We start from the raw sequence: 21,150 nt of genomic DNA on the forward strand, positions 1-21,150 counted from the left end.
CGGTGTAACGAGCCGATAAATAGTGCAATGCGCCTATGTGGTATGCGCAGAATCCGGGCCGGGCGGCCCGTCAGCTCGCCGGTGACCTGGCACTCCTCGCGTGGGTCACCACATGGGCCTTCGGGGCCGCGGTCCTCCATCAACTCGCCGACGGCATCGCCGCGCGGCTCGCTGCGGCAGGCCCCGCCTCGTGGTGGCGCCTGCTGCCGAAACCGGCGCAGGACGTGCTGTCCCTCGTCGATCCGGCCCGGTGGCCGCTCCTCGTCTCGGGGGCCGGCCTCGTGGTCTTCCTCCTCGCGAGTGTGCCCGCCATCGGCTGGTGGGTGCCGCGCCGGATGCGCTGGCACCGCCGCGCGAGCGCGGCCCACGCCCTCGCCGCGAGCGAGGACGGCCGTGAACTCCTCGCTCTGCGCGCCCTGATGCGTCCCCTGGACGACGTGGGCCGCACGGCCACGCTGACGGGCGCGACGCCCGGCCGCCTGGCCGAGGGCTGGCGCGACGCCGACCCGGCCACGCTGGAGGCGCTGGCGGGCGCGGAGCTGCGGAGGCTGGGTCTGGAGGGCCGCGCCACGCACGACTGACACCGCCACGAACCGGCCGCCCCGCCCCGTACACACAGGCCCGGCACCCGCGTACCGCACGCGGGTGCCGGGCCTCCGCACATCCGGCCGGGCGGGCCTCAGCCCTGCGGCAGCTTCTCCAGCTGCCCCGTCAGCCGCACGATGTCCTCCTCGGCCTTGCGCAGCCGCCCGCGGATCTTCTCCACGACCGGCTCCGGTGCCTTCCCGAGGAAGGCTTCGTTCCCGAGCTTCCCCTCGGCCTGCGCCTTCTCCTTCTCGGCGGCGGCGAGGTCCTTCGTCAGCCGCTTCCGCTCCGCGGCGACGTCGATCGTCCCCGAGAGGTCGAGCGCGACCTGCGCGCCCTCGATGGGCAGCGTCGCCGTGGCGGTGAAGGTCTCGCCCTCGGGCTGGAGGCGGAGGAGCTGGCGGATCGCCGGCTCGTGCGCGGCGAGCGCCGTACCGTCCAGCTGGAGCCGCGCGGGGACCCGCTGGCCCGGCTGGAGGCCCTGGTCGCCGCGGAAGCGGCGGACCTCGGTGATGACCCGCTGGAGCGTGGCGATCTCCGTCTCGGCCGCGGCGTCGCGGAATCCGGAGTCCTTGGGCCAGTCGGCGATCACGAGCGACTCGCGCCCGGTGAGCGTCGTCCACAGCGTCTCGGTGACGAAGGGGACGACCGGGTGGAGGAGGCGCAGCGTGACGTCGAGGACCTCGCCGAGCACGCGCCGCGCGTCATCGGCCGGCTGCCCGCCCGCCTGGAAGACGGACTTCGACAGCTCCACGTACCAGTCGAAGACCTCGTCCCACGCGAAGTGGAAGAGGAGGTCGGAGAGCTTGGCGAACTGGTAGTCGTCGTAGAGCGCGTCGGCCTGCGCGGTGACCTCGCCGAGCCGGGAGAGAATCCACCGGTCGGTCGCGGAGAGCCGTTCGGCGGGCGGGAGTGCGCCCTCGACGGTGGCGCCGTTCATGAGCGCGAAGCGGGTCGCGTTCCACAGCTTGTTGGTGAAGTTGCGGGAGCCCTGGACCCACTCCTCGCCGATCGGCACGTCGACGCCGGGGTTGGCGCCGCGCGCGAGCGTGAAGCGGAGCGCGTCGGAGCCGTACTTGTCCATCCAGTCGAGCGGGTCGACCGCGTTGCCGAAGGACTTGGACATCTTCTTGCCGTTCTGGTCACGGACCATGCCGTGCAGGACGATCTCGGAGAACGGCGGTGTGCCGTCCATCGCGTAGAGGCCGAACATCATCATCCGGACGACCCAGAAGAAGAGGATGTCGTAGCCGGTGACGAGGGTGGAGTTCGGGTAGAACTTCGCGACGCTCTCGGTCTGTTCGGGCCAGCCGAGGGTCGAGAAGGGCCACAGGGCCGAGGAGAACCAGGTGTCGAGGACGTCGGTCTCCTGGTGCCAGCCCTCGCCGCTCGGCGGCTCCTCGCCGGGGCCGACGCAGACGGTCTCGCCCTCGGGCCCGTACCAGACGGGGATGCGGTGCCCCCACCACAGCTGTCGCGAGATGCACCAGTCGTGGAGGTTGTCGACCCAGTCGAAGTACCGCTTCTCCATCTCCTGCGGGTGGATCGTGACGCGCCCGTCGCGGACCGCGCCGCTCGCGGCCTCGGCGAGCGGGCCGACCTTGACCCACCACTGCATCGACAGGCGCGGCTCGACGGCGGTGGCGCAGCGCGAGCAGTGCCCGACGGAGTGGACGTACGGGCGCTTCTCGGCGACGATCCGGCCTTCCTCGCGCAGCGCGGCGACGATCGCGGAGCGGGCCTCGAAGCGGTCCAGGCCCTCGAAGGGGCCGGGGACGGTGATGATCGCGCGCTCGTTCATGACGGTGAGGGTCGGCAGCTCGTGGCGGCGGCCGATCTCGAAGTCGTTCGGGTCGTGCGCGGGGGTGACCTTGACGGCACCCGTGCCGAACTCGGGGTCGACGTGCGCGTCGGCGACGACGGGGATGGAGCGGTCGGTCAGCGGCAGCTTGATGAGCTTGCCGACGAGGTGCTTGTACCGCTCGTCGTCGGGGTGGACGGCGACGGCCGTGTCGCCGAGCATCGTCTCGGCGCGGGTCGTGGCGACGACGATGGACTCGTCCCCGTCCCCGTACCGCATCGAGACCAGCTCGCCGTCGTCGTCCTGGTACTCGACCTCGATGTCGGAGATCGCGGTGAGGCAGCGCGGGCACCAGTTGATGATGCGCTCGGCGCGGTAGATCAGCTCGTCGTCGTAGAGCTTCTTGAAGATGGTCTGGACGGCCTGCGAGAGGCCCTCGTCCATCGTGAAGCGCTCGCGGGACCAGTCGACGCCGTCGCCGAGGCGGCGCATCTGGCCGAGGATCTTCCCGCCGAACTCCTCCTTCCACTGCCACACGCGCTGGACGAAGGCTTCGCGGCCCAGGTCCTGGCGGGACTTGCCCTCACCGGCGAGCTGCTGCTCGACCTTGTTCTGGGTGGCGATACCGGCGTGGTCCATGCCGGGCTGCCACAGCGTCTCGTAGCCCTGCATGCGCTTGCGGCGGGTGAGGGCGTCGATGAGCGTGTGCTCGAAGGCGTGCCCCAGGTGGAGGGAGCCTGTGACGTTGGGCGGCGGGATGACGATGGTGTACGGGGGCTTCTCGCTCTTCGCGTCGGCCTCGAAGTAGCCGCGTTCTACCCAGCGCTCGTACAGCGGCCCCTCTACGTCGGCCGGCGTGTACTGGGTCGGCAGGTCGGAGGCGGGCGCTGGAGTCGCTTGAGAGTTCTCGGTCACACCTCCAGTTTAGAGCGGCGGAGCAACTGCCCCGTACCCGGTTTCCCGTGCGCCTCCGCACGCTCCGGCTTGGTAACAGTGCGGTCCCCGCCCGCCACAGACGCGTGGCTTTCGGACAGGATGGCTGCGGCAAGGGCTGTCACGTACGCGACAGCCCGACATCCGACGTCCGCAGTGCACAGCGAGAGGGAAGCCCAGCATGAGCGAGCAGCAGCCGGGCCCCTACGGGGGCTCACAACCGCAGCAGCCCCCGGGGGGCAACGGCCCGAATCCGTACGGCAATCCGCAGCAGGGCCCGTACGGGGCGCCGCAGCCCGGGCCTTACGGGGCGCCGCAGCAGGGCGGCGGCCAGGAGACGCCGAACCCGTACGCGCAGGGCGGTGGCGCCCCGCAGGGGCCGTACGGACAGCAGCAGCCGGGCCCGTACGGCCAGCAGCAGCCGGGGCCCTACGGCCAGCAGCCGGGTCCCTACGGTCAGCAGGTCCCGCAGCAGGGCTACGGCTTTCCCGGTCCCCCGCAGGCCGGCGGGCCCAACGGCGGCGGTCCCGCGGGCGGGGGCAACGGCAAGCGGAACGGGCTGATCATCGGCGGGGCCGTGGTCGTCGTGGCGCTCGCCGTGGGCGCGTACTTCGTCTTCGGCACATCGGACGGCGATGCGGGGCTCCCCGACGACGGGCCGCACAAGCTCACCGCCCCGCAGACGGTGCTCGACAAGTACCAGAAGAGCAAGGACGGCGCCGGCAAGGACGACTTCTCGCAGAAGGACGTCGCCGAGATGAAGAAGTACGGCGTCGACGCGGAGGTGGAGGCGGTCCTGAGCGCCGACTACCAGAGCGCCGACCCGTCCACGGCGCAGACGATGGCCGACCTCAAGGACATCGACCTGCTCAGCTACGCGGGCGGCTACGGGAAGCTGAAGAACCCGGAGAAGGCGGTCGACGCGCTCTTCAAGGTGCTCACCGAGCGCTCGAAGAAGGACGACAAGAGCGGGCCCCAGTTCATCGGCACGCCCAAGGTGTACAAGCCGGCGGGCGGTGACGGCGCGATCTTCAAGTGCCAGCAGGCGACGGGCGAGATGGAGGGCGGCGGGCAGAACGGCGTCCCCGAGAAGATGAAGATCGCCGTGTGCGCCTGGGCCGATCACTCGACGATGGCCGTCGCGATGCCGAGCAACCTCGGCGACGTGATGCTGGAGGAGGCGCCGAGCCTGCCGAAGGCCGCCGAGCTGACGGCGAAGCTCCGCGCGGAGGTACGCGTCGAGAAGTAGCGGGAGGCGGTACGGGGAGGGGGCGGCGTCGCGCGGACGCCGCCCCCTCCCCGTACGTGTGCCGTGCCGTACCGTGTCGCCGCGCGGTCAGTGAACGCGGGCGTCCGTGAAGGCGTGTGGCCCGGGCCGTGAGGCCGTGAAGGCGTTGTGGCCCGGGCCGTGAAGGCGTGAAGGCGTTGTGGACCGGGCTGTGGAGATGTGTGGCCCGGCCTCGGCCTCAGGCCGACTTCTGCTCGCCCGTGCCCCGGCCGCGCGCCTCGCGCGGGATGAGGGTCGGGTTGACGTTGGAGCGGACGACGTCGGCGGTGATGACGACGCGGCCGACGTCCTGACGCGAGGGCACCTCGTACATGACCGGCTGGAGGACCTCCTCCATGATGGCGCGCAGGCCGCGCGCCCCGGTCTGCCGCAGGATCGCCTGGTCGGCGATGGCCTCCAGCGCTTCGTGCTCGAACTCCAGCTCCACGCCGTCGAGTTCGAAGAGGCGCTGGTACTGCTTGACGAGCGCGTGGCGCGGCTCGACGAGGATGCGCAGGAGCGCTTCGCGGTCGAGGCTGTGCACCGAGGTGACGACGGGCAGGCGGCCGATGAACTCGGGGATCATCCCGAACTTCACGAGGTCCTCGGGCATGACCTCGCGCAGGTGGTCGCTCGACTCGATCTCGCGCTTGGAGCGGATCGTGGCGCCGAAGCCGATGCCCTTGGCACCCGCGCGGGCCTCGATGATGCGCTCCAGACCGGAGAAGGCACCGCCCACGATGAACAGGACGTTCGTCGTGTCGATCTGGATGAACTCCTGGTGCGGGTGCTTGCGTCCGCCCTGCGGGGGCACGGAGGCCGTGGTGCCCTCCAGGATCTTCAGGAGGGCCTGCTGCACGCCCTCGCCGCTCACATCGCGGGTGATCGACGGGTTCTCGCTCTTGCGGGCGACCTTGTCGATCTCGTCGATGTAGATGATCCCGGTCTCGGCCTTCTTGACGTCGTAGTCGGCCGCCTGGATGAGCTTGAGGAGGATGTTCTCGACGTCCTCGCCGACGTACCCGGCCTCGGTGAGCGCGGTCGCGTCCGCGATGGCGAACGGGACGTTGAGCATCCGGGCGAGCGTCTGGGCGAGGTGGGTCTTGCCGGAGCCGGTGGGGCCGAGCAACAGGATGTTGGACTTGGCCAGTTCGATCGCGTCGTCCCGGCCCGTGGGCCCGCCGTTCTCACCGGCCTGGACGCGCTTGTAGTGGTTGTAGACCGCGACCGAGAGGGCCTTCTTCGCCGGCTCCTGGCCGACGACGTACCCCTCAAGGAACTCGTAGATCTCGCGGGGCTTGGGCAGTTCCTCCCAGCGCACCTCGCTCGTCTCGGCGAGTTCCTCCTCGATGATCTCGTTGCAGAGGTCGATGCACTCGTCGCAGATGTACACACCGGGACCTGCGATGAGCTTCTTTACCTGCTTCTGGCTCTTCCCGCAGAACGAGCACTTGAGCAGGTCGCCGCCGTCACCGATGCGTGCCACGAGGTGCTTCCCCTTCGCCTGGGAGACGCGCGCGACGCGCAGACTCCTGGTCCCTCAACTCGACGGTACCTTGCCGGGAGCCCGGTCCGGGCCCCCCTCGGCACGGATCACACGGACTGTGACCGAACCGGGAGGGGGCCCGGTACTCGGGAATCCCGCTGAAACCACCGCGCAGGCGGCGGAACCCACCACGCTCAGGCGGCGGAACCCACCACCTTACGCGGGGTGGTGATCTGGTCGACAAGCCCGTAGGCGAGGGCGTCCTCGGCCGTGAGGATCTTGTCGCGCTCGATGTCGTCGCGGATCTTCTCGATCGGCGTCGTCGAGTGCTTGGCGAGCATGTCCTCCAGCTGCGTACGCATACGCATGATCTCCTTGGCCGCGATCTCCAGGTCGGAGAGCTGCTCACGGCCGGTCTGGCTGGAGGGCTGGTGGATCAGGACACGGGCGTTGGGCAGTGCCATCCGCTTGCCGGGGGCACCGGCGGCGAGGAGCACGGCGGCGGCCGACGCGGCCTGGCCCATGCACACGGTCTGGATGTCCGGCTTCACGAACTGCATCGTGTCGTAGATCGCGGTGAGCGCGGTCATCGAGCCGCCGGGGCTGTTGATGTAGATGGAGATGTCCCGGTCGGGGTCCATCGACTCCAGGCACAGGAGCTGCGCCATGACGTCGTTGGCCGAGGCGTCGTCGATCTGCACGCCGAGGAAGATCACGCGCTCCTCGAAGAGCTTCGCGTACGGGTCGTACTCGCGCACGCCCTGCGAGGTGCGCTCGACGAAGCGCGGGACGATGTAGCGGTTGTCGACCTGGGGGCCCGTGTAGAGGCCGCTGCCGGGGAAGTTGTTCATGTCGGTGTTCACCATCCTGTGGCGTTTCGGGCGGGAGGTCTCGTCAGGAGAGGCACGGACCGGGGCGGCTCCCGGTGGGACCGGGGGCCCCGGAACCGGCGGGACCGGGATCAGGCCCCGGTGCCGCCGCCGCCCGGGACGCCGGAGGCCACCGTGATGATCTCGTCGATGAGGCCGTAGTCCTTGGCCTCCTCGGCGGTGAACCAGCGGTCGCGGTCGCCGTCCCTGATGATCTTCTCGATCGTCTGGCCGGAGTGCCGGGCGGTGATCTCGGCCATCCGGTTCTTCGTCCGCAGCAGGTACTCGGCCTGGATCTTGATGTCCGAGGCCGTACCGCCGATACCGGCGGAGCCCTGGTGCATGAGGATGTCGGTGTTCGGCAGGGCGAATCGCTTGCCGGGCGTACCGCCGGTGAGGAGGAACTGGCCCATCGAGGCGGCCATGCCCATCCCGATCGTGATCACGTCGTTGGGGATGTACTGCATGGTGTCGTAGATCGCCATGCCCGCGGTCACCGAGCCGCCGGGGCTGTTGATGTAGAGGTAGATGTCCTTCGACGGGTCGGCCGCCAGGAGGAGCATCTGTGCGGTGATCTTGTTGGCGATGTCGTCGTCCACCTGCTGGCCGAGGAAGATGATCCGCTCGCCGAGCAGTCGGCTGTAGACCTGGTCGCCGAGACCACCACCACTGAAGGCTTCGCCGGCGGCGGAGGGCATCAGATTCGTCACGTATCCACCTGCTCGTCTTGACGACGGCACCGGGCCGTCTTACGTCTTCTGCTGGAGCCTGGGACCCCGGCCGCCCGCCGTGCTCGACGGGGCTTCGGGGACTCCCCTGCCCTCGTATTCAAGGACCCTAACGCGCGGGTCGGCGCAGGCCATCCCGCATTCGGAACTGTTCGCTGTGAGCGCAGGTTCCGGCGGCGGGGCGGAGATCGGCCCGGCCTGGCGGCCCGCCTCGTCCTCAAGCGCCGGACGGGCTGATTCGTCCGGGCCGGGGCCTACCCCGCTCCGAGGCGTTGCCCGGGCCGAGGCGTTGCCCGGGCCGAGGCACTGCCCGGGCCGAGGCACTGCCCGGGCCGAGGCACTGCCCGGGCCGAGGCACTGCCCGGGCCGAGGCGCGCTTTCGGGTGGACGCGTGAGGGGCCCCGGGATCGGTGCGATCCTGGGGCCCCTCACGTGCGTACGGGTGCTTACTTGGACTCGGCCTCGGGCTCGGAGGTGTCCTCGGCGGACTCGACGACCTCGGTGGCCGTCTCCTCCTCCTCCTCGTCGTCGCTGAGGTCGACGAGCTGACCGTTGGTGTCCTTGACCGTGGCGGCCTCGACGACCGTCGCGAGGGCCTTGCCGCGGGCGACCTCGCCCACGAGCATCGGGACCTGGCCGCCCTCGACGACCGCCTGGGCGAACTGGTCGGGGCTCATGCCGGAGGAGGCGGCGCGGCGCAGCAGGTGCTCGGTCAGCTCCTCCTGCGAGACGTTCAGCTTCTCGCGGGAGACCAGCTCGTCGAGGACGAACTGCGTCTTGATGCCCTTGACCGCCTGCTCCTCGGTCTCGGTCTTGAACTCCTCGGCGGTCTTGCCCTGGATCTCCAGGTACTTGTCGATGTCCAGACCCATCTGCGGGAGCTGGTGGTGCTCCAGGTTGTGGGTGCGGGTCTCGATCTCGTCCGCGAGCAGCTTCTCGGGGATCGGGACCTCGACCAGCTCCAGGAGCTTGTCGAGCACGCGCTCCTGGGCCTGCGTGGCCTGGTCGTACTGCTTCATGTTCTCCAGGCGCTTGCGGCTGTCGGCGCGCAGCTCCTCAAGGGTGTCGAACTCGCTCGCCATCTGGGCGAAGTCGTCGTTCAGCTCGGGAAGCTCGCGGGCCTCGACCTTGGCGACCTTGACGGCGACCTCGGCCTGCTTGCCCGCCGCGGAGCCTCCCTTCAGCTCGGAGGTGAAGGTGGCCTCGCCGCCGGCCTGAAGGCCCTTGACGGCCTCGTCGATGCCGTCGAGCAGCTCGCCCGAACCGATCGTGTACGAGACCTCGTTGGCGATGCCGTCCTCCAGGACCTCGCCCTCGACCTTGGCCTCAAGGTCGATCGTGACGACGTCGCCGTCCTCGGCGGCACGCTCGACGGCGGAGGTCGACGCGAAGCGCTCGCGCAGCTCCTCGACGGCCTTGTCGACGTCCTCTTCGCTGACCTCGATCGGGTCGACCTCGACCTCGATGCCGGTGTAGTCCGGGATCTCCAGCTCGGGGCGGATGTCCACCTCGGCGGTGAAGGAGAGCAGCTCGCCGTCCTTCAGCTCCTTGATGTCCACCTCGGGCTGGCCGAGGACGTTCAGCTCACCCTCGTTGACGGCCTCGGTGTAGAACTTCGGGAGCGCGTCGTTGACGGCCTCCTCCAGCACGGCGCCACGGCCGAAGCGCTGGTCGATGACGCGGGCCGGGATCTTGCCCTTGCGGAAGCCCTTCACCGTGACCTGCTGGTTGATCTTCTTGTACGCCGCGTCGAGGCTGGACTTGAGCTCCTCGAAGGGCACCTCGACAGTGAGCCGAACCCGGGTCGGGTTCAGGGTCTCCACGGCGCTCTTCACGGTTAGGTCTCCTTGGTGGCTGACTTCTGGGTGTCGCGCGGCCACACCGTTCGTGCGGACCGGACGATGAGGGCCCGGGGGCATCCGGCACGTTCTTCGATGGGCACGACGCTCCAGGGCCTTCGAGGCTCTGGGCACGTTCACCGGAAACGCGGACACACGGGCACGCAGTTTGCATAGTAACCGTGCGCGTGAGGAGACCTGCAATGCGATCTTGATACTGGTCGGGGTGGCCGGATTCGAACCGACGGCCTTCCGCTCCCAAAGCGGACGCGCTACCAAGCTGCGCCACACCCCGCTGGTGCGGATCGTAGGGTACATGGCTCGCGCCCGCGTGGCTCACGAGCGGCGCGCGGGACGGGACATGGGGTGACGTGCGGGGCGGGGGCGGCACAGGAAGCGCGCGGGTTCCCCGGACGGTGAGCGAGCACGGCGGCGGACGCGCGGGAGGCGGAACGTGCGAGGGCGGGTGCGCGGGGTCGCGGACCCGGTGAGGGGAAGGGGGCGCGGACGCGCGGAGGGGAGGGGTGTGCGCGGAGTCGTGGACGCGCGGAGGGGAAGGGGTGTGCGCCCGCCCCCGGTGAACCGCTACGATGCTGCCCGTGCCGTGCGGCGGAAGTCGTCACCGCACGTGATGCGGGCGTAGCTCAATGGTAGAGCCCCAGTCTTCCAAACTGGCTACGCGGGTTCGATTCCCGTCGCCCGCTCCAGGTGGGACCGCAGGGCCGGTCCGGGAGTTCGCTTCCGGGGCGGCCCTGTGGTGTGTGCGGGGTACGGGCGTAGGAGGCGGGCGGCCGCGCTCCGGGGGGCAGGCAGCCGCGGGCGTGCGCGGGACGGGGAGGGAGCACGGAGCGGTGGGGCGGGGACGGTGAGGGGCGCGGGGCGGGGAGGGAGCACGGAGCGGTGAAGGGCGCGGGAGGCGGGTTCACCGTTTCGTGGCGCGGTACCGCTTCAGGAGGGCGGCAAGGCGCGCTTGGTCCCCGGACCCGTTCAGCTCGGCGAGCAGTTCGTCCGGGCACACCTCGTAGTGCTCGCCCCACCACTTCTTCCTGCGGTTGTCCCAGATCCGGTAACCCCTCGGGACCCCGCGTGCGACGTAGCGACGCCGGCTCACCCTTCGCCCTCAGCTCGTGTGCAGGCCGGTACCGGGCCACTCGCCGTCTGCGAACTGGCGACCCCAGTAGTACGGGTTCACCTCGGCCAGCGTCCTCGGCTCCCACCCGGTCGGATCGTCCGCGCGCGGGACCGCCACCTCGACGCCCGGCCCCCACAGCGCCAGCCGCTCCTGGCAGATCCCGCAGGGCGGGAGGATCAGCACGCGCCCGCGCTCCTCGTCACGGCACACGCACACGGAGGCGACGACGGCCCGGTCCAGCGTGTACGCCTGGATGAAGGCGCCCGTCTCCTGGCACAGGGCGACCGAGCCGTGCAGATTGTCGAGCCCGACACTCGTTAGGACCCCGCCGTCCGCGAGCCGCACGGCCGCGGCCCCACCGGGCTCCCGCGCCGGCCACCGCCGTTCCATCAACGCGACGGCGGCGTCCACGAGTTCTTGATCAAGGTGCATGACCGCCGACGCTAGAGCGGTATCGCGCGCCCGGGCCACGGATTTTCCGCGGCCCTCTCCAGCGGCCGCCTCAGAAGCTGATCTGGTTGATCGTCTGCGCTATCGAGTCGAGGAAGCGCTGGATCGAGGGCGCCATGCCGCTGGAGGCGAGGAAGAAGCCGAAGAGCACCGCGACGATGGCGGGACCGGCCTTGATGGAGCCGCCGCGGAGCAGCACCACCAGGATGACCGCCAACAGCACCACCACTGACAGCGAAATGGCCATAACTGATCACACCCTCGGTCGGTCTGCTCCCGGCCCGGGAGGTGCACTGGCCGCACGCCCCCGCCAGAACCATCGTGCCACCAACAGGGCAGTCCTATGCGGCGGGTGACGCAACGTCGGCCAACGGGGGTCCACCGGCCCAGGCGTTCCGGCCATAGCTGGGGCGCCGAACGCCTTCTGAGGTGCGTGGGGCAGAAGGGGGGCGCGCGGGATTACGGGCAGCGCGCAGGGCGCCCCGTACGCCGGTCGCGCGCCGGTGAGGAATGGGCGGTAAAGCCCGGGAAAAAGCGGAACGCGGCCCGCCGGAACGGCGGGGTTTTTCCGGCCGCCGCGGGCCCCGCCCCACCCTGGGCAGGGCCCGCGCCGAGAGAACGCCGCGCCCGCGCACGCGCGGGAGAAGTCGCGGGGAAAGCGTGCGGAATACCGCTGGTCCGTGGGGGTGTGACGGGAGTCGCGTGGCGTTCACCCCGGGCGGGCGGAAAGTCGGGTAGACGAAGACATCAACAACAGATGAGCCGAGAAACGAACGAAGTCGATCAGTCGCCATCTCGCATCGATCACAAGATCGGCCGGGCCCGGGCGGCACCGAGGTACCCATGCACCACGACCCCGCGGAATCCGGGCAGCTCAGCGCGGTACCGGCAGACCCGGCGGCGCGCCACCCGCTACCCCCCGAGTCCCCTGCGGGCCCCGGCCCGGCGAAGGAAGCGCGCCCCACCGCGGAGCCCGTCGGCGCGGGGCGCGGAAAAGTCCGCGACCCGTTCTTCGACAACGCGAAATACCTCGCCATCGTCCTCGTCGCGCTCGCCCATTCCTGGGAACCCCTCCTCGCGTCGAGCCGCCCCCTGCGCGCGCTCTACCTCACCGTCTACGCCTTCCACATGCCGGCGTTCATCATCATCTCCGGCTACTTCTCACGGACTTTCACGCTCGGAGCCCCGCAGGTACGGAAACTGATCACCGGGGTCGCCGTGCCCTACGTGATCTTCCAGTACGCGTACACGCTCTTCGCCCGTCTCGCGGGACCTGATCCCGTGCCGACGTGGAGCGTTCTCGACCCGTGGTGGCTCAACTGGTTTCTCGTCGCACTCTTCGTATGGCGCCTTACGACCCCACTGTGGCGCCTCGTCCGATGGCCGCTCCCGCTCGCCCTCGCCCTCGCCACCCTCGGCTCCGTCTCCCCGGACATCGGCGCTGACCTGGATCTTCAGCGCGTGCTCCAGTTCCTCCCGTACTTCGTGCTCGGCCTGCTGCTGCACCCGCACCACTTCACACTCCTCGCCCACAAGTGGCCGAAGATCGTCGCTGCGCCCGTACTGCTCACGGGCTTCGGCGTCGCCTGGTGGCTCGCCCCGCGCATGCCGTACGCGTGGCTCTACCACCGCGAGAGCGCACAGGACCTGGGGGCGCCCTGGTGGAGCGGCCCGCTCATGACCTTCACCCTGCTCGCCGCCTCGCTCGTCCTGACGGCCGCGTTCCTCGCCCTCGTACCGCGCCGCACGACCTGGTTCACGCGACTGGGCGCGGGCACGCTCGGCGGCTACCTGCTGCACGGCTTCCTCATCAAGGCGGCGGACTGGGGCGGCTGGTACGGCGGCGCCTTCGCGCACTCCGCCCCCGGCACCCTCCTCTTCAGCGCGGGAGCCGGACTCGCGGTGACCCTGCTGTGCACGCCCCCCGTACGTCGCGCCTTCCGCTGGGCGCTGGAGCCGCGCCTCGGCTGGGCCTTCGGCGGCACACCCAGGACCTGAGCGCGGGCCTGACGCGGGCCTGACGCGGGCGTGGGCGCGGGCCTGACGCGGGCGTGGGCACGGGCTTGAGCACGGACCTGGGCGCGAGACCGGGAGGCGGGGTCGGTACGCGGAGTCCCCGACCGCCCCGTCGACCTCACACAAACGCTCGGGATGCCGCAACTCCCGTCACAGCAAACACACTTCAATCAGACAACTCTTCCCCTTTCAACCCTTTGGTAAGGTAACTTTTGACTTTCACTTGACCATTACTTGACTTGATGCGGAGGTTGGGCTCATCGGACACGCGGAGACCCTCATAGCGATGGGCGGTGCTTTTCTCGCCGCCGCCGTGCTCGCCCGCGCGGGCGGGCGCATCGGACTCCCCACCATCCCCCTGTTCATCCTGGCCGGGATTCTGCTCGGCCCGCACACCCCGGGGGTCGTGCTGGTCTCGGACCCGCACGACCTGGAGATGCTGAGCGCCCTCGGTCTGGTACTGCTGCTCTTCTACCTGGGGCTCGAATTCCATCTCGACGACCTCAAGGCGGGCGGGCGGCGCATGGCGCTCGCCGGGGCCACGTATCTCGCCCTGAACGTCGGCGCCGGCCTCGGCTTCGGATTCGCCCTCGGTTGGGGCACCTCCGAGGCTCTGGTCCTCGCCGGGGTGCTCGGTATCTCGTCCTCGGCGATCGTGACGAAGGTGCTCGTGGACACAGGGCGTCTCGGCAATCCCGAGACGCGCCCGATCCTCGGCATCATCGTTGTCGAGGACATCTTTCTGGCGCTCTACCTCGCCGCGCTCCAGCCGATCCTGTCCGGCGCCGACTCGCTCGCCGCTGCGGTGCTCGACGGGGCGAAGGCGTTCGGCTTCCTGCTGCTGCTCGCCCTGGCGGCACGCTTCGGCACGAAGCTCGTGGGCCGGCTCATGCACACGCGGGACGATGAGCTCCTCGTCATCTCCTTTCTCGGCATGGCGGTGTTCGTCGCCGGGGTTTCGGAGTGGTTCGGGGTGGCGGACGCGATCGGGGCGTTCATGGTCGGCCTGATGCTCGGCAGCACGGCGTCAGGAGCCCGTATCCGCACCCTCGTGCACCCGCTGCGGGATGCCTTCGGAGCCATTTTCTTCTTCGCCTTCGGCCTCTCCATCAATCCGGGCGACCTGCCGAGCGTGCTGTGGCCGGTCCTGCTCGCGGTCCTGCTCACCTTCACCATGAACGTCCTCGCGGGACTGCTCGCAGGCCGGATGTACCGCTTCGGCAGGGGCCCGGCCGCGAACATCGCGACCACGCTCCTCGCCCGCGGCGAGTTCGCGCTGATCCTCGCCACGATGGCGGCGGGCGCCGGCCTGGACGAGCGGCTCTCGCCGTTCATCGCCGGTTACGTACTGCTGCTCGCCGTCCTCGGCCCGCTGGCAGCAGGCCGCGCGCACTGGCTCGCGCGGCTGCTGCCGGCGACCGACAGGGACTCCGAGGAGTCCGAACCCGTGTCGCCGGCCGAGCCCGTCTCTCTGGTCAAGGCGGGCGACGCGGGGTGAGTACGCGGCGCGGGGGGCGGCCGGCCTCGGGGCTGCTCCGCGCACGTACGGGTGGTGAGTAAGGTTGCTGCCTTCCGGGGTTGAGGCTTACCCGTGAGGCAGTAGAGCCCTCGTACGGTGAGAGACGATTTCCGTACGGACCTGCCGTCCGGGCTTGGCCAGTGGCCTGCCCGTCGGTGAGCACGAGAGTGGCACACATCGGCGACGGCTGCGAAATCGCGAGAACACCGCTCACTCGGAAGAGTGAGCGGTTTCGTGACTTCCGCGAAGTTATCCACAGATTCGCGGAATTGGTGCGGTGGGTGGGGCGGGGTGCGGAAGACTTGTTGCAGGGGCGCCCCCCTAGGGAGGGTGGGGGCTGCCCGCGTGCACTGCGTGAATGAGGTTCCCCTCCCCCGGCCCTCCCCACCCCCGCCCCGCCCCTCCCCCTACCCCGCCACCTGGTCCCGGCAGATCAGGACCAGTGCCCGGTCGTCGTTCACGTCCTTGGCCACCGCCTCGATGAGGTGCCAGGACGCGCCCAGGAAGCCGCCGGGTACATAGCGGTCGGCCTCGCCGGTGAGGCGGTCGATGCCCTCGGAGATCTCGCGTTCGGCGGTCTCGACGAGGCCGTCGGTGAAGAGCATGAGGACGTCGCCGGGGTTCAGGCAGCCTTTGGCCGGGTCGAATTCGGCGCCGCCGTAGACGCCCAGGAGGGGGCCCTCGGCCGTCATCTGCTCCCAGCGGCCCGTCCCGGCGTGGAGCTGGACGGCCGGTGGGTGACCCGCCGAGTAGACCTCGTACTCGCCGGTCTCCAGGTCGAGGACCAGGTGGATCGACGTGGCGAAACCCTCGTCCCAGTCCTGGCGCAGCAGGTAACCGTTGGCCGCGGGCAGGAAGTCCGCCGGGGGCAGCGAGCCGAGGAGGCCGCCGAAGGCGCCGGACAGGAGCAGCGCGCGTGAGGCGGCGTCCATGCCTTTGCCAGAGACGTCGGTGAGGACGACTTCGAGGATGCGGCCCTGCTTCGTGCGCGAGGCGACGACGAAGTCGCCCGAGAAGAACTGGCCGCCCGCCGGTCGCAGGGACATCTCCCGGTGCCAGCCACGCGGCAGGCCCGGCAGTTTGCTCTGGACCCGGATGCGTTCACGCAGGTCGAAGAGCATGGTGCCGCCGCGCCGCCACGGCACGCCGACCCGGCTGCGGAACTGGGCGACGAGCAGGCCGATGAAGCCGCAGCCCGCGACGACGAGTATCGAGCCAGGGGTGACCCGCGCGGGGCCGTCGGTGTACGGGCCGAGGACCACCGATTCCACGATGAGGGCCGCTGCCGAACCGGCGTAGAGACCGAGCAGGCTCGCCGGGCGCAGGACGAGGCCGCCGATCGTGATGGGCACCGCGAGCATCGCGGGATCGCACCAGACGGGGGCGACCACCGTGAGCCAGCCGATGAGCGGCACGCACAGGAGCAGCCCGACAAGGGCGATCCAGTCCGAGCCGTCGCCCCGGAAGTAGTCGACCCCGGCCCGGCGCACGGCGATGCGGGCCCGGTGGTACCGCATTCGCCACCGTGCCGCGGGGGTCTGCGCCGCAACGCGTTCGCCTGTCATTGCTCGGGACCCTACCGAGCGGCGATACCTTCGCGCACCGAGGGGTCCGCTTTGTCCAGGTAGCGCACACCGCACAGTTTCCGCACAGATGATCGGGCGCGGGGAGCGCACAGCGGGCGCACACCGCGCACCACGGGGATGCCTCCGCGGAAATGCCTTCGCGACGCGCGGGCAACCTTGGTAAGGAGGCCCTGTGACGACCGAGGTACGCAAGCTCGACAAGGCCCATTATCCGCAGTGGTACGACAATCTGACCCTCGCTTTCGGTGGGCTGCACGAGGCGAAGGAGGAGCGCGCGCTCTGGGACGAACTCGTGGAGTTCGACCGCTCGTTCGCCGCCTGGGACGGTGAGGAGCTGGTCGGCTCGGCGGGCGGGTTCACGTTCCGGATGACGGTGCCGGGCGGCGCGTCGGTCCCGGCGAACGGCGTGACGATGGTGAGCGTCGCGGATACCCACCGCAGGCGGGGCGTGCTCACCGCGATGATGCGCGGCCAGCTCGACGAGATACGCGCCCTCGGCGAACCGCTCTCGGTACTCACCGCGTCCGAGGCGCCGATCTACGGCCGTTTCGGGTACGAGGCCGCGACGCGCATGGTGCGGGCGCGCATCGACGCGCACCGGGTGCGAGTGGTCGCACCAGAGGGAACCGAGCGCGTCCGCGTGCGGCGGGCAGGTCTCCTGGAGTCGCTGCCGGCGTGCGAGGCGGTGTACGCGGCGCTCGTGCCGGGGCGTCCTGGCCTCTTCGCGCGGCAACCGGGCTGGGAACGGCTCGGGGTCCTCGATCCCGAGGCGAACCGTGAGGGCTTCTCACCGTTGCGCGTCGTGCTCGCGGAGCGTGACGGCGACGTGGTGGGCTTCACGCGTTTTCACGTCAAGCCGGTGTGGGACGCGGCGGGGACTCCGCACGGCGAGGTGCGGGTGCGGAGCCTGGAGGCGCTCGATCCCGCGGCGTACGCGGCGCTGTTGCGGCACGTGCTCTCGCTCGACCTGGTGGAGACGGTGGAGCTGAGCCGGACACCGCTCGACGCGCCGTGGCAGGCGCTCGTCACGGACGTGCGGCGCTGTCGGCCGACGCTGCGCGAGGAGCTGTACGTGCGGCTCGTCGACGTGGGCGCCGCGCTCGCGGCCCGTACGTACCAGGTCCCTGTGGACGTCGTCGTAGAGGTGCGGGACGACTTCTGCCCGTGGAACGCGGGGCGCTGGCGGCTGCGGGGCGGACCGGAGGGCGCCACCTGCGCGCGTACCGAGGACGTGGCGGATCTCGCGCTGTCGGTGCGGGAGCTGGGCGGCGCGTACCTCGGCGGTACGTCGCTCGCGGAGTTCGCCGCGGCCGGGCGAGTGCGTGAACTGAGGGCGGGTGCGCTGGCTCCGGTGTCGCTCGGCTTCGGGAGCCAGGTGGCACCCTTCCTTGCGCACGGATTCTGAGCCTCGTACGGAAGAGGGCTCGGCCCGGACCGGCGAAGGCCCCCCGCCGCCGCGCATCCCCAGCCACGCATCGCCGACCCCACGCCCGACCCCACGTCCCGGGCCCCACTCTCCCGCCCGGCCCCACGCCCCCGCGCCCCGTGCGCGCCGGCCGACCGCCCCGCGTGCCCCGCGTGCCCCGCGTGCCCCGCGTGCCCCGCGTGCCCCACGTGCCCCACGTGCCCCACGTGCCCCACGTGCCCCACGTGCCCCACGTGCCCCACGTGCCCCACGTGCCCCACGTGCCCCACGTGCCCCACGTGCCCCACGTGCCCCCGGCAGGCCGCCCCGCGCCCGCGCCCCGCGTGTCCCCGGCTGCCCCGCGCCCCGCGCGCTCCGCTTCCGGCCCTAAGCCGCGGGGCCCTGGCAGCGCGGGCACCAGAAGAGGTTGCGGCCCGCCAGTTCCCGCGTCCTGATCTCCGTGTCGCAGATCAGGCAGGGCTGGTGGGCGCGGCGGTAGACGTAGACCTCGCCGCCGTGGTCGTCGCGGCGGGGCGGGCGGTTCATGGCCTCGGGGGTGTGTTCCGGGCGGACCGTGTCGATGCGGCCGAGGCGAACACCCTCACGCATGAGCATTCTGAGGTCGGACCATATCGCGGTCCACTCGGCGCGGGTGAGGGAGCGGCCCGGCCGTGAAGGGTCGATGCCGTGGCGGAAGAGGACTTCGGCGCGGTAGACGTTGCCGACGCCCGCGACGATCTTCTGGTCCATGAGCAGCGCGGCGATCGTCGTGCGGCTCCGGGCGATGCGGGTCCAGGCGGCCTCGCCGTCGTCGGCCTCGCGCAGCGGGTCGGGGCCGAGGCGGGCGTGCACGGCGGCCTTCGCCTCGTCGTCGATCAGGGCGCAGGCGGTGGGGCCGCGCAGGTCGGACCAGCCGCCGGGTCCGGTGAGGCGCAGCCGGATCGTGTCGGTGGGCGGGGGCGCGTCGCCGGGACCCTGGGCGACCTTGCCGAAGAGGCCGAGGTGGATGTGGACCCAGCCGAGCGGCCCGAAGCCGAGGAAGAGGTGTTTGCCGTGCGCCTCGGCCGTGTCGAGCACGGCGCCGTCGAGCAGCGCGGCCGAGGCGGCGAACTTGCCCTGCGGAGAGACGACCCGCACCGGCCGGCCGCCGAACCGCTGATCGTGGTCGGCGGCGAGCCGGTGCAGGGTGTGACCTTCGGGCACGGTCAGGCTTCGGGCTGCGGGTGGTGGGCCGGGACGGGCGGCAGGACACCGCTCTTCTCGTACGCCGTGAGCATCTCGATGCGCCGGGTGTGGCGCGCCTCCCCGGAGTACGGGGTGCTGAGGAAGACCTCGACGAAGGAGGTGGCCTCGTCGGTCGAGTGCATCCGGGCGCCGACCGAGACGACGTTGGCGTTGTTGTGCTCGCGGCCGAGTTTCGCCGTCTCGACGCTCCAGGCGAGGGCGCAGCGGACGCCTTCGACCTTGTTCGCGGCGATCTGCTCGCCGTTGCCGCTGCCGCCGATGACGACGCCGAGGGCCTCGGGGTCGGCGGCGGTGCGCTCGGCGGCGCGGAGGCAGAACGGCGGGTAATCGTCCTGGGCGTCGTAGATGTGGGGCCCGCAGTCGACCGGCTCGTGGCCGTGCTCGGTGAGCCATTCGACGAGGTGGTTCTTGAGTTCGTAGCCCGCATGGTCGGAGCCGAGATACACGCGCATACCGAGGAGTGTGGCACGTCGGGAACGGGGTAGCCGCTCCCGGGTCCGGGTGGCGCGCGTCCCCCCGTATCCGCATCGCCCCGGACCGTGATCAAGCCAACTGAGCGTGTCCTTGACAACAAACCGGACGCGGGGGTTCCACTAAGCGCGCGCTTTGTGGTCCCCTTCCCGGGACCTCACGCTCAGGCGAACCGAAGGACTCACCGCATGACGCAGTCGATCAGCGAGCCCGGACACAAGGACGGCCCCCAGGGGCCGGGCGCGAACGGCGGTGGCCCCGGCGGCCCCGGCGGCGGCGAGGGCCCCGGCGCGCCGCGGGGCGACGGCGGCGGCAACAGCGACCCGGGCAAGGGCGGCGGCGGCAACAGCGAGGGCGGTCCCGCGAAGAACGCGGAGGGGCTCCAGCAGGGCCTCAAGGGCCGTCACCTGTCGATGATCGCCATCGGTGGCGTGATCGGCGCGGGCCTCTTCGTGGGGTCGAGTGCCGGTATCGCCGCGGCGGGTCCCGCCATCCTGGTCTCGTACGCCCTCGTCGGGCTGCTCGTCGTCCTGGTCATGCGGATGCTCGGCGAGATGGCCGCCGCGCGGCCCTCGTCGGGGTCCTTCTCCGCGTACGCGGACATGGCGCTCGGGCGCTGGGCGGGTTTCTCGATCGGCTGGCTGTACTGGTTCTTCTGGGTCGTGGTGCTCGCCGTCGAGGCCACGGCCGGTGCGGTGATCCTCAACGGCTGGGTCCCGGCGATACCCCAGTGGGGCTGGGCGCTCATCGTGATGTTCGTGCTCACCGCGACGAACCTGGTGTCGGTCGGCTCGTACGGGGAGTTCGAGTTCTGGTTCGCGGGCATCAAGGTCGTGGCGATCGGCGCCTTCGTGGTCATCGGGCTGCTCGCCGTCTTCGGCATTCTGCCCGGTTCCGACAATCCGGGGTCGGGATTCGATCACCTCACCGATACGGGTGGATTCCTGCCCAACGGGGCGGGCTCGATCCTCACCGGCGTGCTGCTCGTCGTCTTCTCCTTCATGGGCAGCGAGATCGTCACTCTGGCCGCCGGTGAGTCCTCGAACCCGCAGAAGGCCGTGTCGAAGGCGACCAACAGCGTCATCTGGCGCATCGCCATCTTCTATCTGGGCTCGATCTTCGTCGTTCTCACACTGCTCCCCTGGAACAGCAAGTCGATCCAGGACGACGGTTCCTACGTGGCGGCGCTCGACTCCATCGGCATCCCGCACGCCGGTCAGATCATGGACATCATCGTCCTGACCGCCGTGCTCTCCTGCCTCAACTCCGGTCTCTACACCGCTTCCCGCATGGCCTTCTCGCTCGGCGGGCGCGGTGACGCGCCGAAGGCGTTCGCACGCACGACCCGCCGGGGCGTGCCGCAGGCGGCGATCCTCGGCTCGGTCGTCTTCGGCTTCGTCGCGGTGTGGTTCAACTACCAGTGGCCCGACAGCGTCTTCGAGTTCCTGCTCAACTCCTCGGGCGCGGTCGCGCTCTTCGTGTGGCTCGTCATCTGCTTCTCCCAGCTGCGCCTGCGCCGGAAGATCCAGCGCGAGGAGCCCGAGAAGCTCGTCGTGCGCATGTGGCTCTACCCGTATCTGACGTGGCTGACCATCGCGATGATCCTCTTCGTCGTCGTCTACATGCTGTTCGACGACGACGGCCGCATCCAGATGCTGCTTTCGCTGCTCGTCGCGGCGCTCGTGGTCGGTGTCGCGCTCATCCGCCAGCAGGTGCGCAAGCCGCGGGGACCCGGTGCGGGTCCGGGCGCGGGCACGGCCGCTGAGGCGGTACGGGACACGGCGGCGGTACGGGAGTGAACACCGCGTCCGTGTGCTGA

17 protein-coding genes and 2 tRNA genes are annotated in these 21,150 nt (G+C 70.6%); 7 read left to right on the top strand and 12 right to left on the bottom strand.

All coding sequences use genetic code 11. The features are described from left to right. Positions 1 to 35 precede the first annotated feature (35 nt). Entirely contained in the window at positions 36 to 581 is a 546-nt protein-coding gene (locus ACQYWQ_RS08850; protein ID WP_431033562.1) for a hypothetical protein, read from the top strand. A gap of 98 nt (positions 582 to 679) precedes the next feature. Here the strand turns inward: ACQYWQ_RS08850 and ACQYWQ_RS08855 are convergent, their stop codons facing one another. After that, on the bottom strand, positions 680 to 3,301 hold the full coding sequence (locus tag ACQYWQ_RS08855) for a valine--tRNA ligase (protein ID WP_431033564.1): 2,622 nt from the start codon (positions 3,299 to 3,301) through the stop codon (positions 680 to 682). A gap of 199 nt (positions 3,302 to 3,500) precedes the next feature. On the opposite strand from ACQYWQ_RS08855, the gene ACQYWQ_RS08860 reads away from it, so the two are divergent. Next, a complete protein-coding gene (locus ACQYWQ_RS08860; RefSeq protein WP_431033566.1) occupies positions 3,501 to 4,568 on the top strand; it encodes a hypothetical protein in 1,068 nt (355 codons plus the stop codon). Positions 4,569 to 4,785: 217 nt separating this feature from the next. Here ACQYWQ_RS08860 and clpX read toward each other — a convergent pair whose 3' ends face one another. From clpX to ACQYWQ_RS08885, 5 genes are all read right to left on the bottom strand, one after another. Then, positions 4,786 to 6,072, bottom strand: coding sequence for an ATP-dependent Clp protease ATP-binding subunit ClpX (clpX, locus tag ACQYWQ_RS08865; RefSeq protein ID WP_431033568.1), 1,287 nt, complete (start codon positions 6,070 to 6,072; stop codon positions 4,786 to 4,788). Between the two features lie 194 nt (positions 6,073 to 6,266). After that, a complete protein-coding gene (locus tag ACQYWQ_RS08870) occupies positions 6,267 to 6,938 on the bottom strand; it encodes an ATP-dependent Clp protease proteolytic subunit (protein WP_431033570.1) in 672 nt (223 codons plus the stop codon). A gap of 95 nt (positions 6,939 to 7,033) precedes the next feature. Further along, a complete protein-coding gene (locus ACQYWQ_RS08875) occupies positions 7,034 to 7,639 on the bottom strand; it encodes an ATP-dependent Clp protease proteolytic subunit (protein ID WP_010271700.1) in 606 nt (201 codons plus the stop codon). A 476-nt stretch (positions 7,640 to 8,115) separates the two neighbouring features. Continuing rightward, positions 8,116 to 9,504, bottom strand: a complete 1,389-nt coding sequence (gene tig / locus ACQYWQ_RS08880) for a trigger factor (RefSeq protein WP_431033572.1) — start codon at positions 9,502 to 9,504, stop codon at positions 8,116 to 8,118. A gap of 221 nt (positions 9,505 to 9,725) precedes the next feature. After that, a tRNA-Pro gene (locus ACQYWQ_RS08885) sits at positions 9,726 to 9,802 on the bottom strand. Between the two features lie 338 nt (positions 9,803 to 10,140). Here ACQYWQ_RS08885 and ACQYWQ_RS08890 point away from each other — a divergent pair. Further along, a tRNA-Gly gene (locus tag ACQYWQ_RS08890) sits at positions 10,141 to 10,214 on the top strand. A gap of 215 nt (positions 10,215 to 10,429) precedes the next feature. Here ACQYWQ_RS08890 and ACQYWQ_RS08895 read toward each other — a convergent pair. The 3 genes from ACQYWQ_RS08895 to ACQYWQ_RS08905 form a co-directional block, all read right to left on the bottom strand. Further along, positions 10,430 to 10,618: a hypothetical protein gene (locus ACQYWQ_RS08895; RefSeq protein ID WP_431033574.1), complete on the bottom strand. Its 189-nt coding sequence runs from the start codon at positions 10,616 to 10,618 to the stop codon at positions 10,430 to 10,432. Between the two features lie 9 nt (positions 10,619 to 10,627). After that, positions 10,628 to 11,071, bottom strand: coding sequence for a cytidine deaminase (locus tag ACQYWQ_RS08900; RefSeq protein WP_431033576.1), 444 nt, complete (start codon positions 11,069 to 11,071; stop codon positions 10,628 to 10,630). Between the two features lie 70 nt (positions 11,072 to 11,141). Beyond that, positions 11,142 to 11,336 (bottom strand): hypothetical protein, encoded by a 195-nt coding sequence (locus ACQYWQ_RS08905; RefSeq protein WP_009065301.1) that lies wholly within the window; start codon positions 11,334 to 11,336, stop codon positions 11,142 to 11,144. A gap of 596 nt (positions 11,337 to 11,932) precedes the next feature. On the opposite strand from ACQYWQ_RS08905, the gene ACQYWQ_RS08910 reads away from it, so the two are divergent. Together ACQYWQ_RS08910 and ACQYWQ_RS08915 are read left to right on the top strand one after the other, a co-directional pair. Continuing rightward, positions 11,933 to 13,087: an acyltransferase family protein gene (locus tag ACQYWQ_RS08910; protein WP_431033578.1), complete on the top strand. Its 1,155-nt coding sequence runs from the start codon at positions 11,933 to 11,935 to the stop codon at positions 13,085 to 13,087. A 304-nt stretch (positions 13,088 to 13,391) separates the two neighbouring features. Next, the gene (locus tag ACQYWQ_RS08915; RefSeq protein ID WP_431033580.1) at positions 13,392 to 14,603 is read left to right on the top strand and encodes a cation:proton antiporter; all 1,212 of its coding nucleotides are present in this window, start codon (positions 13,392 to 13,394) and stop codon (positions 14,601 to 14,603) included. Between the two features lie 428 nt (positions 14,604 to 15,031). On the opposite strand, the gene ACQYWQ_RS08920 is transcribed toward ACQYWQ_RS08915, so the two are convergent. After that, a complete protein-coding gene (locus ACQYWQ_RS08920) occupies positions 15,032 to 16,141 on the bottom strand; it encodes a PP2C family protein-serine/threonine phosphatase (protein WP_431033582.1) in 1,110 nt (369 codons plus the stop codon). Positions 16,142 to 16,382: 241 nt separating this feature from the next. Between ACQYWQ_RS08920 and ACQYWQ_RS08925 the strand changes: the two genes are divergently transcribed. Further along, a complete protein-coding gene (locus ACQYWQ_RS08925) occupies positions 16,383 to 17,615 on the top strand; it encodes a GNAT family N-acetyltransferase (RefSeq protein ID WP_431033584.1) in 1,233 nt (410 codons plus the stop codon). A gap of 387 nt (positions 17,616 to 18,002) precedes the next feature. On the opposite strand, the gene ACQYWQ_RS08930 is transcribed toward ACQYWQ_RS08925, so the two are convergent. Together ACQYWQ_RS08930 and ACQYWQ_RS08935 are read right to left on the bottom strand one after the other, a co-directional pair. After that, on the bottom strand, positions 18,003 to 18,818 hold the full coding sequence (locus tag ACQYWQ_RS08930) for an Fpg/Nei family DNA glycosylase (protein ID WP_431033587.1): 816 nt from the start codon (positions 18,816 to 18,818) through the stop codon (positions 18,003 to 18,005). Between the two features lie 2 nt (positions 18,819 to 18,820). After that, positions 18,821 to 19,312 carry a ribose-5-phosphate isomerase gene (locus ACQYWQ_RS08935; RefSeq protein WP_431033588.1) on the bottom strand — a complete coding sequence of 164 codons (492 nt, stop codon included), beginning with the start codon at positions 19,310 to 19,312 and terminating at the stop codon, positions 18,821 to 18,823. 207 nt (positions 19,313 to 19,519) lie between these two features. Between ACQYWQ_RS08935 and ACQYWQ_RS08940 the strand changes: the two genes are divergently transcribed. Next, on the top strand, positions 19,520 to 21,130 hold the full coding sequence (locus tag ACQYWQ_RS08940) for an amino acid permease (protein WP_431033590.1): 1,611 nt from the start codon (positions 19,520 to 19,522) through the stop codon (positions 21,128 to 21,130). Positions 21,131 to 21,150: the final 20 nt, after the last annotated feature.

This window comes from Streptomyces sp. P6-2-1, assembly GCF_050613165.1.
Taxonomy (GTDB): domain Bacteria; phylum Actinomycetota; class Actinomycetes; order Streptomycetales; family Streptomycetaceae; genus Streptomyces.